Consider the following 14,427-nt stretch of genomic DNA (forward strand, 5'->3'; position numbering starts at 1 on the left):
ATCGCGGTCTCGGTCCCCTCGACTCTGCCACGAATCCTCACCGGCCCGCCGCTCGGCGGGTCGGACACCGAACCGCCGCCGTGCTGCGCGATGTCGCCGAAGACGACGTCATCGCCCCACTCGCGGCGTACGATGCCGTCGAGCCCGGCGCCGCCGAGCGAAGAGGTGGAGAACATGTCCGACAGCAGCGTCGTCGTCCTGGGAAGCGCCAACGCGGACCTCGTGGTCGAGGTCGAGCGACGGCCGGGCGCGGGCGAGACGCTGCTCGGCTCGGATCTGCGCGTGCATCCCGGCGGCAAAGGCGCCAACCAGGCCGCCGCCGCCGCGCGGGCAGGCGTGGGCACCGCGCGGGCAGGCGTGGGCACCGCCTTCATCGGGCGCGTCGGCGACGACGATCACGGCCGCCTTCTGCGCACGCGCCTCGCCGAAGCCGGCGTGGACACCACGGCGGTGGGTGTGGGCGACGGGGCGACCGGCACGGCGCTCATCCTGCTCACCCCCGACGGCGAGAACTCGATCGTCGTCTCGCCCGGCGAGAACCGCGAGGTGGATCGTGCGATGGTGGATGCTGCCGCCGAAGCCATCCGCGCAGCATCCGTTCTCGTCGTGAGCATGGAGATCCCCGAAGACACCGTCTCCTACGCGCTCGAGCTCGCCGGAACGGCCCGCGTGCGGATCGTGCTCAACGCTGCTCCCGCCCGGAGGCTCGACCAGGACGTGCTGCGCTGGTGCGATCCGCTCATCGTCAACGAACACGAGGCGGGCATCGTCCTGGGCAACGGAACGCTCGACACCGCGGGCCTCGCTCTCGGTCTGCTCGAGGCCGGTGCACGTTCGGTCGTCATCACGCTCGGAGCGGCGGGTGCGCTCGTCGCCGATGGCGACGGACTGCGTTCGATCCCGGCTCACGTCGTGCGCGCGGTGGACACGACGGGAGCGGGCGACGCGTTCGTCGGTGCGACAGCGTGCGAGCTGGCCCGTGGTGCGAACCTTGCCGACGCGGTCCGCTTCGCCACCGCGATGTCGGCCATCGCGGTGCAGCATCCGGGTGCGCAGTCGTCGTATCCCGACCGCAGCGACGTGGAACGCCTGCTCGCTCAGCCCTGACGTGGCGACGCGCGCGCCTCAGTCCGTTCGCGCGAGCATGTCGTCCCGGACGACGCGGCGCAGCACCTTGCCGATCTGCGAACGCGGCAGGTCATCGACCTCGACGATGCGCTTGGGCACCTTGTAGGCCGTCACGTGCGCGCGGCAGAAGTCGCGGAGCGCGCGGGAGTCGAAGACCGTGCCCGGCTTCATCACGACCGCCGCCGCGACGTCTTCGCCGCCGGCGGAGCGGGGCAGGCCGACGACCGCCGCGCCCTCCACATCGGGGTGGAGCAGGAGCGTCTGCTCGACCTCGGTGGGGCTGACGTTGAACCCGCCGGTGATGATGAGCTCTTTCACGCGGTCGACGACCGTGACGAAGCCGTCCTCCGACATCGTCACGACGTCACCCGTGCGCAGCCAGCCTCCCGGCAGCAGGACGGCCGCGGTCTCGGCCGGCTGATTCCAGTACCCCTGGAAGACCTGGGGCCCGCGCAGGAGCAGCTCGCCGACCTCGCCGGGACCACGCTCGCTCGCGGGGTCGTCCGGGTCGACGATGCGGATGTGGGTGCTCGGGAACGGCACACCGACGGTCCCGGGCCGCCGCGACGGTCCGACCGGGTTCCCGAGAGCGACGGGTGAGGTCTCGGTCATCCCGTAGCCCTCGACCAGTAGTCCGCCGGTCGCCTCCTCCCAGCGGGTCACGGTGGGCACGGGCAGGCTCATCGCGCCCGAGATCGCGAACCGCACGCTGCGCAGATCGATCCGCCGCTGCGCGCTCGCGCGCGAGAGGGCGTCATAGATCGGCGGCACCGCCGGCAGGAATGTGGGCGGCGACGTGCGGGCCGCGGCGATGACGAGATCGACGTCGAAGGTCGGGAAGAGCACCACCTTCGCCCCGATCGACATCGCGAAGGTGAGGCACAGCGTGAGGCCGTACGCGTGGAAGAGCGGCAGGACGGCGTAGACGACCTCTTCGCCCTCGTGCAGACCGGGCAGCCACGCACGCCCCTGCGCGGCGTTCGAGCGCAGGTTCGCGTGCGAGAGGATCGCCGCCTTCGGATGACCCGTCGTGCCGCTCGTGAGCTGGAGCAGCGCCGTGTCCCCCAGCTGCGGACGAGGGATGCGGCGTGAGATCCGCCGCGCTTTCGTCACCCGCGTCCACGGGATGATCCCCTTCGCGGTCGGCCGCGCGGTGAGCCGCTCCCGCGCTGCGCGCGCTCGAGCGAGCGGGAGCCGCAGGGCCACACGCTTGACGCGCGGCATGGCGTCGGTGAGCCGGACGGCGACGATCTTCGCGGGGCGGGCGTCGTCGGGCAGGGCGGCGATGACATCGGCGACCTTGTCCCACACGATCGCGACGACAGCGCCGTGCACCTCGAACTGGTGGCGCAGCTCGCGCGGCGTGTACAGCGGGTTGTGCTCGACGACGATGGCCCCCAGGCGCAGCACGGCGTAGAACGCGACGACGTGCTGCGGGCAGTTCGGCAGCACGAGGGCGACCCGGTCGCCGGGTTTCACCCCCAACGTGCGAAGACCGGATGCCGCCCGCTCGACCTGCTCGCCGAGGTCGGCGTACGTCGTGCGCGCGCCGAAGTACTCCAGGGCGTCCCTCTTGCCGAACCGGGCGACCGAGGCGTCGAGCAGGTCGACGAGCGTCTCTGTGACGGGGGCGATGTCGGCGGGGACCCCGTCGGCGTACGCGGACAGCCACGGCCTCGCACTGTCGTCGACGACCTCACCGCTCTGCGGATGCATCATGTCCGCTCCTCCCTCTCGCCCTGCCCCTCCCAGCCTATGCACGCCATTGACGCCGAGACTGCATCGGGGCGCCGAGACTGCGGGTGTTACCCACGGTCTCGGCGCCCCGATGCAGTCTCACGGGGTCACGCGCGAGGGTCATTCCCCGGGCGCGGACCCCATGTGCTTCGCGAGGTTCGGGTAGCCGGTGATCTCCCACCCACCGTCGACGACGAGCGAAGTGCCCGTGATGTACGACGCATCGTCGCTCGCGAGGAAGAGCATGGGCTTCGCGATCTCGACCGGGTCGGCGGCGCGGGTGAGCACGATGCTGTTGCGGAAGTCCTCCATCAGGGCGGGGTTCTCGGTCATCGAGTTCGTGAGCGGAGTCTCGACGAGCCCGGGAAGCACCGCGTTGACACGGATGCCTCGTCCACCGAGCTCGAGCGCCGCCGACTTCGTCAGCATCTCGGCTCCCGCCTTGCCGGATGCGTACGCCGCACCGAACCACATCGGCACGTGCGCGTTGAGGCTCGCGACGTTGACGATCGCACCGCCGTCGGTCATCGCCCGGGCTTCGTGCTTGACCGAGAGGAACACTCCCTTGAGGACGAGGTCGACGGTGAAGTCCCAGTCCTCCTCGGACTGGTCGACGATCATTCCCGCGCGCGACGCCCCGGCCACGTTGAAGGCGGCGTCGAGACGACCGAATCGGTCGATGGCCGTCGCCACCGCTGCTTCGACATCGGCTTCCTTCGTCACGTCGCACACCGCCGGAACGTAGTTCTCGGCCTCATCGCCCGGCTTGAGGTCGGCGCCGACGACCCGGGCTCCGTCGGCGAGCAGCAGATCGACGACCGCTCTGCCGATACCCGAACCCGACCCCGTGACGAGGGCCACCTTGTTCTCGAACCGTGCCATGACAGATCTCCCTTCGTGCGATGGATGCTGCCAGGCTAGGCACCGCGGATGCCGCGGGACAGGCACTCGCCCTTCACGACGGGCCGGACTACACTCCCGCCCACCCGTATCACTCCCGCCCACCGCACGACCCCATGACGCCGAGACTGCGTCGGGAGGCCGAGACTGCGGGTAATACCCACGGTTTCGGCGGCCCGATGCGGTCTCGCGGGAGGCCCGATGCGGTCTCGCGGGAGAAAGGGGCCGCGAACTTTGCACACGGAGGTGGGAGCGTCAACCCCTTGGACGCCTTTGCGCTGACGGTGTGCGATGGATCCACACGCGAGGAGATCCCCGCGCTGTCCGAGACGAAGGAGACACCATGGGTCTGGACGACAAGATCTCGAATGCGGCTGAAGACATGAAGGGCAAGGCCAAGGAAGGCGTCGGCAAGGCCACCGACGACAAGGGCCTCGAGGCCGAAGGCCACATGGATCAGGCGAAGGCGGGCCTGAAGAAGGCCGGCGAAGACGTCAAGGACGCCTTCAAGTAAGCCGCCGCAGACGGAAGGTCGGGACGCATCGTCCCGACCTTCCGTGTTCCCGGCGAGATCCTGCACGATTCGCATGTCGGATGCCGGCGCTACCGTGCCGTCATGAACCTCGAGCTCATCGAACTCAGCGCTGAGAACCTGGCCGCCGCACTCCGCATCCCTCCGGCAGTCGGCGAGAAGGCGAATGTCGCCCCCGTCGTCTACTCGATCGCCGAGGCGTACGTCACGCCCACCGCGTGGCCGCGACTCATCGCCGACAACGACGACATCGTCGGGTTCGTCATGGCCAATTGGGATCCGAACCACGAAATCGAGGCGTTCCGCGCGGGAGTGTGGCGCCTCAACGTCGCTGACGAGGCGAAGCGCCGGGGCATCGGCCGATTCGCCGTCGAGCAGGTGGCCTCCGAAGCACGTCGGCGGGGCATCGAGAAGATCACCGTCTTGTGGGAGCCGGGGCCCGACGGGCCGGAGCAGTTCTACCTTCGCCTCGGATTCCGCAAGACGGGTGAACTGTTCGGCGAGATCGTGGGCGAACTCGACGTCTGACCCCGACGCGGCCGCACCGGCTCGGGAACCTGACCGTTCCTCGTTCGAAGATGATGTCCCCTTGTCAACCCGGTGCTGCGGCCGCGCCGTCGGTGCAGTGTGGAGATGAGGAGGCCCATGGCTGAGCGATTCCGCAATTGGTCGGAGAGCGTCGAATTCGCCTACGAGAGACGAGCACGACCGAAAGGCGAGAAGCACCTCCGGCGTCTCGTCGCCGATGCGCGCGCACGCCGGCTCTGCGTTCGTCCGGTGGGGTCCGGGCACTCGTCGACTCCGCTCGTCCAGACGCGTGACACGCTGGTCGACTTCGGTCGCTTCACCGGGCTCGACTCCCATGACGTCACGGCGATGACCGCGTCGGTGGGGGCGGGCACAACCCTCGAGGACCTCGGGGGCCTGCTCGAGGACGTCGGGATGGCCATGGAGAACCTCGGCGACGTCGCGTACCAGACGATCGCCGGCGCGGTCGGGACGGGAACGCATGGGACGGGCCTGGGACTCGGAAACGTCTCTTCGACCGTCGTCGGCGGCCGCCTCGTGACCGGGACCGGCGACCTCGTGCCCTTCGGCGTCGAGGCCGGCACCGACGGGACCGACGCGATGACTCGAGCGGCGCAGGTCTCCCTCGGGTCGCTCGGCATGTTCACGTCGCTCACGTTGCGGGTGCTCCACGCGTATGACCTGCATCGGCGCAACGTCATCGCCGGCACGGACTGGGCGATCGACGAGTTCGATCAGCTCACCAGGACGAGCCGGCACATGGACTTCTACTGGTATCCGCGACGCGACGAGGTCAAGCTGCGGTTCATGGACCTGCCGGGTCACCTCGATCTCATCGACGTGCCGATGCGCGAGCGCAAGGCGAACGAGATCGGCCCGAGTCACCGCATCATCACCAACCGACGTGAACTGCGGTTCGACGAGATGGAGTACATGTTTCCGCTGGAGCGCGGCATGGAGGTCTTCCGCGCTGTGCGGCAGCGAGTCATCGAGCGTCACCGGCAGCACGTCGGCTGGCGGGTGCTCGTGCGCACGGTTGCCGGGGACGACGCCATGTTGAGCAATTGCAACACGGGGCCGACCGTGACCATCGCGCTCCTGCAGAATTCCGTGCTCGACCACGACGACTACTTCTCCGACATGGAGCCGATGTTCCTCGACTTCGGCGGTCGACCGCACTGGGGCAAGAAGCACACGCGCACGGCGAGCGATCTGCGTCGCATGTATCCGGAGTGGGACGAATTCCAACGCATCCGACGCCGGCTCGACCCCGACGGAGTCTTCATGAACGATTATCTGCGCACGCTGTTCGAGGAGGACGCATGAATGCCCTCGGATCTCGCACCTGGGTCTTCTCCGGCGGTTACATGCCCGTGGGCTCGACCGGATCGGAGCCCGAGTTCACGAGCCGAGACGAGCTCTGCCTCCTCAACACCGGCGGCGTCGATGCGAGCATCGAGGCGACGGTCTACTTCGAGGACGACGGGCCGTCGGGACCGTACCGCCTCACCGTGGCGGCACGACGCGTGTGCCATGTGCGGATCAATGATCTGATCGACCCGCACGCGATTCCCCTCGGTGTGCCGTATGGGCTCGTCGTCTCGAGCGACCGCCCGATCGTCGCTCAGCTGACGAGGTTCGATACGAGGCAGGCCGCATTGGCCAGCACCACCACCCTCGGATTCCCGCACGACGGGTGAAGTTTCGCCGTGAATCGACGAGGACCGGGACTGGCTGGGGTGGTCGTGCGCGTCCGTCGTCACGGCGGGTCGGTCATCGCGGCCGCCGTCGCCGCGGCGCTCGCCTATGCCCTTGCGTCGGCGCTCTTCGGCACCGAGAACGCCTTCTTCGCGCCGATCGCCGCCGTCATCTGCGTCGGTCTCAGCGGCGGGCAGCGGGTGCAGCGCTCACTCGAGGTCCTCGGCGGTGTCTTGGTGGGAGTGATCGCCGGCGAGCTCGTGGCTCTGCTCGATCTTCCCGTCGCGGTCCTGCTCGGGGTCACGGTCGCGGTGGCGATGGGTGCAGCCGTCGCCGTGCGCGCCACGGCGCTCTTCACGAACCAGGCCGCGGTCGCAGCCGTTGTGACCCTGGTGCTCACGCCGATCGCCCAGGCGCCCCCGTTCCTGCGCATCGCGGACGCGCTGGTGGGCGGAGCGGTCGCGCTCCTCATCGCCGTGGTCGCGGCCTTCCGCGGCGACCGGCTGCTGGTGAGCACCGTGTCAGCCGCCACGGATGAGCTCGCCGACACGCTCGAGAGAGTTTCGGCGGGGCTGAGCAGACCCGGCGCCGATCTCGACGCGCTCGTCGCGGAGGTCTTCAAAGCGACAGGAGCGGTGGCCGAACTCGACGACGCGGTGAGAGCATCGCGCGAGAGCGTTCGCTTGGGCAGGCGCGGGCGGAAGAGCGCGCATCTTCGTGTCCGCGCCGTGCGGGTGCGCGACGAGTGGTTCGCACTGACCTCGGCGCTGGTCTCCCTCGCGCGAGCAGCGCGTGCCGTTCATCGCAACGACGAGGACGCGACGGATGCTGCGATCCGTGTGGCCGCACTCGCCCGGGTCGTCCGGGGTGTCGGCCAGTGGGCGACGGCGGCGGCCGACCCGCAGGCGACGTTGGCGCTGCGGAGCGAACTGCGGGACGTCGGCCGTGCCATCACCGCCCAGCTGCGCGACGACACGACGACGGCGGTGCGGGTGCTGCTGGTCTCGGCACGTTCGGCGCTCGTCGACCTCATGCGGATGACCGGAATGACGCACCGCGAATCCGTCGCTGTCGCCAGTGGCCGCGATGGACGGCGCGATGACCCCGCGACCTGAAGACGCGCACCTGCTCGTCGGCCTCGGCTCGACGAAGATCCCACGACCCGGACGAACGCCTTCCGCGGGCATGAATCGGCCGTTGTAGTTCTTTCGTACCGTCTGATCGTCTCGGGTAGCCCAGGGCTCTACGATCGATTGCCAAAAGGCGAGGAGAAGTCATGGTCGCACTCGATCGGCGAACGAAGATGTTGGGCCGCCTGCTCAGAAGGACCTCAGTGACGAGGCGCTCCGAGGAGCAGATCCTCGCAGACCAGCGCCGGGTGATCGGCCATAACCCCCTCACGGACCTGCTGCTGGGCGGTCTGGTCAAGGGCGTCTCGGTCCGAGACACGACCGCGGCGGGCGGCGACGGTCCGATCGCGGTGCGCGTCTACCGCCCGACCAGTCTTCAGGGCACTCCCCCGCTCGTCGTGCTCATCCACGGGGGCGGGTGGACATCCGGGTCTCTCGACACCTACGACTGGCTCGGGAGCAGCATCGCCAGTGGCGTGCAAGCCGTGGTGGCCTCGCTCGACTACCGACTCGCGCCTGGAGCGCGTTGGCCGGCCGCTGCCGACGACTCGTATCACGCCATCGTCGACCTCGTCGGCCGGGGGTCTGAACTGGGCGTGGACGCCTCCCGCCTCGCAGTCGTCGGGGACAGCGCCGGCGGAAACCTGGCCGCCGTCGTAGCGCTGATGGCACGCGACCGGTCTGGTCCGTCCATCGCGTTGCAGGGGCTGATCTACCCGGTGACGGATCTGACGCTCGCAAGTCCGTCGATCGACGAGAACGCGGACGCCCCGATCCTCACGAAGGCGGACCTCCTTGCCTTCCGGGGTCACTACATGGCCGACCAGGACCCGCGGGACCCGTACGCATCCCCCCTGTTGGCCGCGGACTTCGCTGATCTGCCGCCGGCCTTGATCCAGGTCGCGGAGCACGACCCGCTCAGGGACGACGGCTTACGGTACGCCGCCGCCCTCCGGAAGGCCGGGGTCCCCGTCCGCACGACGACCTATGTCGGCATGCCTCACGGGTTCATGGCGTTCCCCCGTATCAGCAAGGCCGTTCCGCAGGCCCTCGGCGAACTATGCCAAGAACTGCGCGTCGCCCTCTTCGAGAACCAGTGAGCCGGGTCGCATCGGCTACTCTCGCTTGCATGCGGGAGGTGACGACGCAGTCGCGTGATGCTCAGCTGATGGCGGATGCCGTCGACTGGACGACCGCGCGGGGCGGGTTCGAGCTCGGCTTCGGCGGCCTCGTCGACTCCCAGTTCGCGCCACTGAGCGCTTACTCGAACACGATCGGGCGGAGCATCCACGGCCTGGGGATCCAGGCCGGTGAGGGCCTGGGCGGCAAGGTCATGGCGACCCGGTCGCTGAGGTACACCACAGACTACCGACAGGCGAGATCGATCACCCACCGCTACGAGCGCGAGGTCGCGGCCGAACACATCGTGACTCTCGCGTCGGCGCCCGTCGTCGTCTGCTCGCGCGTGCGGGCGATCTTGTACGGCGGCTTCCGCATCCCCACGCAGATCGGCGCCAAGGCACTGGACGTCCTGGTCGCTGCGGCGCAGCGGATGAGTTGGGAGATCTCCGTGCGGGACGAGGTCGATCATCGCGTCGCGCAGCTCGTCGCGCAGCAGCGGGACCGCGGCGACGCCGACGGCGAGTCCCCGGCACACCAGAACGTTCTCCCTTCCGTTGACCCTCACCTGACCGTGCGCGAGCTGGATGTCATCGCGTTGGTGGCGACGGGCATGCGCAACGCCGAGATCGCGCAGCGGCTCAATCTGCGGGAGACCACGGTGAAAGGCCACGTGTCGTCGGTGATGCGCAAGGTGGGGGCCCGGTCTCGGCTCCAGGCAGTGCTGTCCGCGAAAGCAGCGGGCCTCATCCCCTGACCGACCGCAGGAGCACCTACCAAAGTACGGGTTTGCTTGCGAATGTCGGGCGCACGCGTGAACCTCGGATGCAGCCTGCTCGATCACGATGATGAGGACGACGACGATGTCCGCACACACCACGGAAACCTCCGCAGCCGTCAACTACACACCGCTGACCCCGCTGTCATTCCTGCGGCGCTCGGCGGAGGTGTTCCCGACCAAGGAGGCGATTGTGTACGGCGCCCGGCGCTGGGACTACGCCGCGTTCCGTGCGGACGCCGAGTCTCTGGCAACGGCCATCCGCGCGAGGATCCATCCCGGCGACCGTGTGGCGTTCCTGGCACCGAACATCCCCGAGACACTCATCGCGCACTTCGCCGTCCCGCTGGCGCGCGGTGTGCTCGTCACACTCAACTCCCGCCTGTCAGCTGCGGAGATCGGGTACATCCTGGAGCACTCGGGAGCCAAGCTCTTGTTCGTCGACGCCGAACTGCTGGCGACGGCGGAAGCGGCGGCCGAAGCGCTCACTGCGCCGCCGGAGATCATCTCGATCGCCGATCCGGAGTTCGGAGCGCTCGTCCCCGAGGGTGCGACGAGCTTCACGGCGTTCGTCGACAGCGCCACCCACGGCGACCCCGAGTCGCTGTCATGGGAGGTCTGCGACGAGCTGGAGACCATTTCCATCAACTACACCTCCGGCACGACAGGGCGCCCCAAGGGCGTGATGTACTCCCACCGCGGCGCATACTTGAACGCTCTGGGCGAGCTGATCCACAACGGCTTCGGCCGAGACAGCACCTACCTGTGGACGCTTCCGATGTTCCACTGCAACGGATGGTGCACGCCGTGGGCGGTCACCGCCGCCGCCGCCACCCACGTCTGCCTACGCGCCGTACGCCCCCAGGCGGTCTGGGATGCCATCGACGAGCACGCCGTGACCAACCTGTGCGGGTCGCCGACGGTGTGCTCCACGATCGCCAACGCCGACCAGGCGCATCCCCTCGACCGGCGAGTCCGCATCACGACCGCGGGCTCCGCCCCCTCCCCCACGATCATCGAGCTGCTCGAACGGCTGAACTTCGACGTCGTGCACGTCTACGGGCTCACCGAGGTCTATGGACCGTTCACCATCAACGAGCACCAGCCGGCGTGGGACGAGCTGCCCGCCGCCGACCGCGCCGACCGCGTGGCCCGGCAGGGCGTGGCGATGATCCAGGCCGATGCCCCACGCATCGTCGACGAGGACATGAACGATGTCCCCCGTGACGGGGTCACCGTCGGCGAAATCGTGCTGCGCGGCAACAATGTCATGCTGGGCTACTTCCACGACGACGACGCGACCGCGGCGGCATTCGCGGGAGGGTGGTTCCACAGCGGTGACCTCGGCGTCATGCACCCCGACGGCTACGTCGAGCTGAAGGACCGCGCGAAGGACATCATCATCTCGGGCGGAGAGAACATCTCCACCATCGAGGTGGAGAACGCGATCCTCTCATTCCCGGCCGTGCTCGACGTCGCCGTCATCGGCATTCCCCACGAGCGCTGGGGGGAGCGTCCGCTCGCGTACGTCGTGGCAAGGCCCGGCCTGTCGGTGCAGGTGGGTGAGCTCCTCGACCACGTTCGCGGTCGGCTTGCCGGCTTCAAGGTCCCGGATGCTGTGAGGATCGTCGAGGAACTGCCCCGCACGGCGACCGGAAAGGTGCAGAAGTTCGAGTTGCGCAATGCGGGCTGACTACGGCGACGTCCCCGCGACGGCGCCGTACCCCAATCTGCTCGACGATCTCTCCGACGAGTCGGCCAGTCTCGTCCGAGTCTCCGAGCAGCGGACGAAAACTTTGACGATGGACTGTCGGATCTCACGAGAGTTGTCAGATCCTGGGAGGGGCTGACCTGGGTATTTCACGGTGTGTCTACAAGGCTCGGTGCCCGCGTGTCTCACCGGACGTGCCATGAATCGGCTGAATCGCCCCACCCAGACACGCCCCGTGTCTCCCGAGGGATGATCGAGGCATTGGCGCGGGAACCGTAGGAACTCAACGCGAGGTACGCGCTGTGTGGGTGTTGGTCTTGGCGTCAGCAAGAAGGATTTCCGGTGATCAACGTGGGCCTCACCAACCAGAATCGTTCTTGCGTCTGACGGCGGGTCCCGGTCCTGTAGCCGCTACCCCGATGTCCACATCTCGTCGACTAATGTCTCCAGTTCGGTCCGCCCCTTATCAGTCAACGAATTATTGACGTACACGATGACGATCCAGTCAGACTGATGTACGTCAGATGACGAGGACGCAAATACTGCCGCGCTCTCCTTGGAGCTGAATCGTAGGAGCTGGACGGTCGGCGACTCGTACCCTTCGATGCATCCGTTGACTTCTGCGCAGAGCTCGACGGTTTCGTCCTGTATGCCTTGAAGCGCTTCCGAAGCGTAGCCGCCGTTCTGAGACGCTGACGCCAGGATCTCGGCAATGCTGAGATCCTGGCGGGAGTCTCGTTTGACAACCCACACCCCCAAGCCAACGAGAACGGTGAGGACGAGCGCGACCGCGAGAACGAGCGCGATGACCATGCGCCTATTCGTTCTCCGCGTTCTAGCTTGCGTCATCAGATCACCAGTTGCACTTGTGGTTCGCCACGTTGTTCAGCCAGTTCGGGTTACTTGACCGCCAGCCTTCCAGGTCCCAGGAACTCCCCCCGGTCCATGGCGTGTAAGCACCGAGCACGTGGCAGTCGTACTGCTGGCGATAGGTCGCCTTGTTGTTCACGGCCGGAATCTTGCCGCGCAACTCATCCCAGCCTGCGCCTTTCAGAATTGCCTGACCGGCGGCCCAAGCACCGATCCCGCCGAAGTCGCGAGCGGAGGAGCGCAACGCGACTCATCCAATCGCGAGTGTATCGGCCCCGGACCGCCACCCGCGGATGACACGGCTGCGCGGCGCGGCTTCATCTGTCTTGCCCGCGATGCCGGGAAGAACCCTGGGCCTCGGAGCAGCACTACGCGGCGCGCCGAGCACCGGACAACTGGAGTGAGAATCTGACAACTGGAATGAGACGACTCGACAGGTCCGTGAAAATCGGACAACTGGAGTGAGACACGACATGGACACGGACGATCACGAAAAGATAACGGCGGGCCTTCCCTTTCGTTACCTCGTCGTTATAGAGTGATGGCGGCAGTTGTTTGCTGTGGCAGCTGCCGACATGTGATTGCAGGACACTCTTGGTGCAAGGGACAAGGGCCGGTCGGGAGCCTCTCCGACCGGCCCTTACTCGTGCCCTTCGAGGGGCCTGCGGCATCCGTTCCTCCACCGATTGACGAGGTCGGGAGTTATCCACAGTTTTCAGGGCTGATCTGGTCTCTTCCGACTCCGATGTCGGAACCCCTCACCACAATTGAGGGTATGACAACACAGGTGGATGCCGCACTCGAGACCCTCGACGGGCTCGCGCAGGCGCTCGCCGAAGTGCTGTCCCCCACGCTGACCGAGGCGGGCCAGCGCGCGATGTCGAACGACCAATTCCTCGTGTTCACTCGTCTCGTCGAATCGATCGGACGCCGGGTCGATGCGGCACGCGTGATCGGCGCCGCCGAGATGGAACGGCGCACGACGCCCGATGGCACCCGATTGGTGCACGCGCTCGGCTGCACTTCCGCGACCGAGGCACTCACGCGGCTCACGGGCGTGTCGACGGCGACGGCTCGTGCGCGGTTGCGCGCGTCGCGTCCCATCGCGCCGTCGATGAGCTTGACGGGTGAACACATCCCCGCCGCGTTCCCCCGGCTCCGCACGGCGCTCGAAGAGGGAAAGATCGGGATCGACAGCGTGACCGCCATCACGACCACACTCGGCCCGATCTCGACACGGTGTCACCCGACCGAGCTCGCGGCCGCCGAAGAAGAGCTCGTGGGCGCCGCGGTCGGTGCTGCCGGCGAGCCCTCGTGCGATGCGGACACCCTCCGCTGCCAAGCGCAGGTCTGGGCACTCGTCCTCGATCCCGACGGAGTGCTGCCCGAATACGAACGCGCCGCCCGCCGGCGCGGCTTCACGCTCGGGCGCGTGCGCGACGGCCTCATCCCCGTCACCGGCGGTCTGCTGCCCGACGTCGCCGCGCAACTGCAGCGCTTGTTCGATGCGAACATGTCACCCCGCGTCGCGGGCGCAGCGACCGAACACACAACGACCGAGGGCACAGCGGCCAAAGACACAACGACCGGGGGCACGGCGACCGAGTCGATCGGGAGCACGGCGACCGAGTTCGTTGGGGGTCCTCGATTCGTCGAGTCTCACGAGCCCGACGAGTTCGCCGAAATCGATACGCGCACCCGTGCGCAGAAGCAGCACGATGCGCTCGCGGCGATCCTCGGGGTCGCCGCACGGTCGACCGAGAGCCCGTCGATCGGCGGCGCGGCGCCGGCACTGCTCGTCACGATCTCAGCCGCCGAGCTCGAAGCCGAGAATGGCGTCGCGTTCGTCGACGGCACCGATCAGCACCTTCCCGCCGCCGTCGCCCGACGTATCGCGTGCTCCCACGGCACCCAACGCGTCGTCCTCTCCGACGATGGCCGCATCATCGAGCTGGGATCACCGCAGCGTGTGTTCACGGGTCATCAGCGCCGCGCGATCACCGTGCGAGACGGCAACTGCATCATTCCCGGATGCCACGTCCCCGCCGTCTGGTGCGAAGTGCATCACACCATCGAGCACTCACGAGGTGGTCCGACCCACGTCGACTTCGGGGTCCTGCTCTGCTGGCACCACCATCGCACCCTGGAGACGAGCGGGTGGCGGGTGCGGATGGTCGACGGCATCCCCGAGGTCAAGGCACCCCGCCATATCGATCCGCTCCAGCTGTGGCGACCCGTGCGGCGCTCGGCCGCCGTCGAGTTCGAACGACGACGACGAAAGCGGGCGGGATGAGCG

The 14,427-nt window shown here is 67.9% G+C and carries 14 protein-coding genes; 10 read left to right on the forward strand and 4 right to left on the reverse strand.

Going from position 1 to position 14,427, the window contains the following annotated elements:
* The first annotated feature begins 174 nt into the window (after nucleotides 1–174).
* Nucleotides 175–1,107, forward strand: a complete 933-nt coding sequence (locus tag ACWIBS_RS04145) for a ribokinase (protein ID WP_376131324.1) — start codon at nucleotides 175–177, stop codon at nucleotides 1,105–1,107.
* An 18-nt stretch (nucleotides 1,108–1,125) separates the two neighbouring features.
* Here the strand turns inward: ACWIBS_RS04145 and ACWIBS_RS04150 are convergent, their stop codons facing one another.
* Together ACWIBS_RS04150 and ACWIBS_RS04155 are read right to left on the reverse strand one after the other, a co-directional pair.
* Complete coding sequence (locus tag ACWIBS_RS04150; protein ID WP_376131327.1) at nucleotides 1,126–2,847, reverse strand: long-chain-fatty-acid--CoA ligase; 1,722 nt, start codon at nucleotides 2,845–2,847, stop codon at nucleotides 1,126–1,128.
* 138 nt (nucleotides 2,848–2,985) lie between these two features.
* Nucleotides 2,986–3,747, reverse strand: a complete 762-nt coding sequence (locus tag ACWIBS_RS04155) for an SDR family NAD(P)-dependent oxidoreductase (protein WP_376128417.1) — start codon at nucleotides 3,745–3,747, stop codon at nucleotides 2,986–2,988.
* Between the two features lie 361 nt (nucleotides 3,748–4,108).
* Between ACWIBS_RS04155 and ACWIBS_RS04160 the strand changes: the two genes are divergently transcribed.
* From ACWIBS_RS04160 to ACWIBS_RS04195, 8 genes are all read left to right on the forward strand, one after another.
* Nucleotides 4,109–4,279 carry a CsbD family protein gene (locus ACWIBS_RS04160; RefSeq protein WP_376128419.1) on the forward strand — a complete coding sequence of 57 codons (171 nt, stop codon included), beginning with the start codon at nucleotides 4,109–4,111 and terminating at the stop codon, nucleotides 4,277–4,279.
* Nucleotides 4,280–4,381: 102 nt separating this feature from the next.
* On the forward strand, nucleotides 4,382–4,825 hold the full coding sequence (locus tag ACWIBS_RS04165) for a GNAT family N-acetyltransferase (RefSeq protein WP_376128421.1): 444 nt from the start codon (nucleotides 4,382–4,384) through the stop codon (nucleotides 4,823–4,825).
* A 117-nt stretch (nucleotides 4,826–4,942) separates the two neighbouring features.
* On the forward strand, nucleotides 4,943–6,151 hold the full coding sequence (locus tag ACWIBS_RS04170; RefSeq protein WP_376128423.1) for a D-arabinono-1,4-lactone oxidase: 1,209 nt from the start codon (nucleotides 4,943–4,945) through the stop codon (nucleotides 6,149–6,151).
* Nucleotides 6,148–6,525 carry a sensory rhodopsin transducer gene (locus ACWIBS_RS04175; RefSeq protein WP_376128425.1) on the forward strand — a complete coding sequence of 126 codons (378 nt, stop codon included), beginning with the start codon at nucleotides 6,148–6,150 and terminating at the stop codon, nucleotides 6,523–6,525. The genes ACWIBS_RS04170 and ACWIBS_RS04175 overlap by 4 nt, the downstream gene beginning before the upstream one ends.
* Before the next feature lie 45 nt (nucleotides 6,526–6,570).
* On the forward strand, nucleotides 6,571–7,638 hold the full coding sequence (locus ACWIBS_RS04180) for an FUSC family protein (RefSeq protein ID WP_376128427.1): 1,068 nt from the start codon (nucleotides 6,571–6,573) through the stop codon (nucleotides 7,636–7,638).
* 218 nt (nucleotides 7,639–7,856) lie between these two features.
* Nucleotides 7,857–8,753, forward strand: coding sequence for an alpha/beta hydrolase (locus ACWIBS_RS04185; protein ID WP_376128429.1), 897 nt, complete (start codon nucleotides 7,857–7,859; stop codon nucleotides 8,751–8,753).
* A gap of 29 nt (nucleotides 8,754–8,782) precedes the next feature.
* A complete protein-coding gene (locus tag ACWIBS_RS04190; RefSeq protein WP_376128431.1) occupies nucleotides 8,783–9,529 on the forward strand; it encodes a helix-turn-helix transcriptional regulator in 747 nt (248 codons plus the stop codon).
* Nucleotides 9,530–9,635: 106 nt separating this feature from the next.
* Nucleotides 9,636–11,243, forward strand: coding sequence for an AMP-binding protein (locus ACWIBS_RS04195; RefSeq protein WP_376128433.1), 1,608 nt, complete (start codon nucleotides 9,636–9,638; stop codon nucleotides 11,241–11,243).
* 429 nt (nucleotides 11,244–11,672) lie between these two features.
* Here the strand turns inward: ACWIBS_RS04195 and ACWIBS_RS04200 are convergent, their stop codons facing one another.
* Both ACWIBS_RS04200 and ACWIBS_RS04205 read right to left on the reverse strand, forming a co-directional pair.
* Nucleotides 11,673–12,074, reverse strand: a complete 402-nt coding sequence (locus tag ACWIBS_RS04200) for a hypothetical protein (protein ID WP_376128435.1) — start codon at nucleotides 12,072–12,074, stop codon at nucleotides 11,673–11,675.
* A 40-nt stretch (nucleotides 12,075–12,114) separates the two neighbouring features.
* The gene (locus tag ACWIBS_RS04205; RefSeq protein WP_376128437.1) at nucleotides 12,115–12,375 is read right to left on the reverse strand and encodes a DUF2599 domain-containing protein; all 261 of its coding nucleotides are present in this window, start codon (nucleotides 12,373–12,375) and stop codon (nucleotides 12,115–12,117) included.
* 531 nt (nucleotides 12,376–12,906) lie between these two features.
* Here ACWIBS_RS04205 and ACWIBS_RS04210 point away from each other — a divergent pair.
* Complete coding sequence (locus ACWIBS_RS04210) at nucleotides 12,907–14,424, forward strand: HNH endonuclease signature motif containing protein (protein WP_376128439.1); 1,518 nt, start codon at nucleotides 12,907–12,909, stop codon at nucleotides 14,422–14,424.
* The last annotated feature ends 3 nt before the right edge of the window (nucleotides 14,425–14,427 follow it).

Source organism: Microbacterium sp. NPDC055442 (assembly GCF_053644215.1).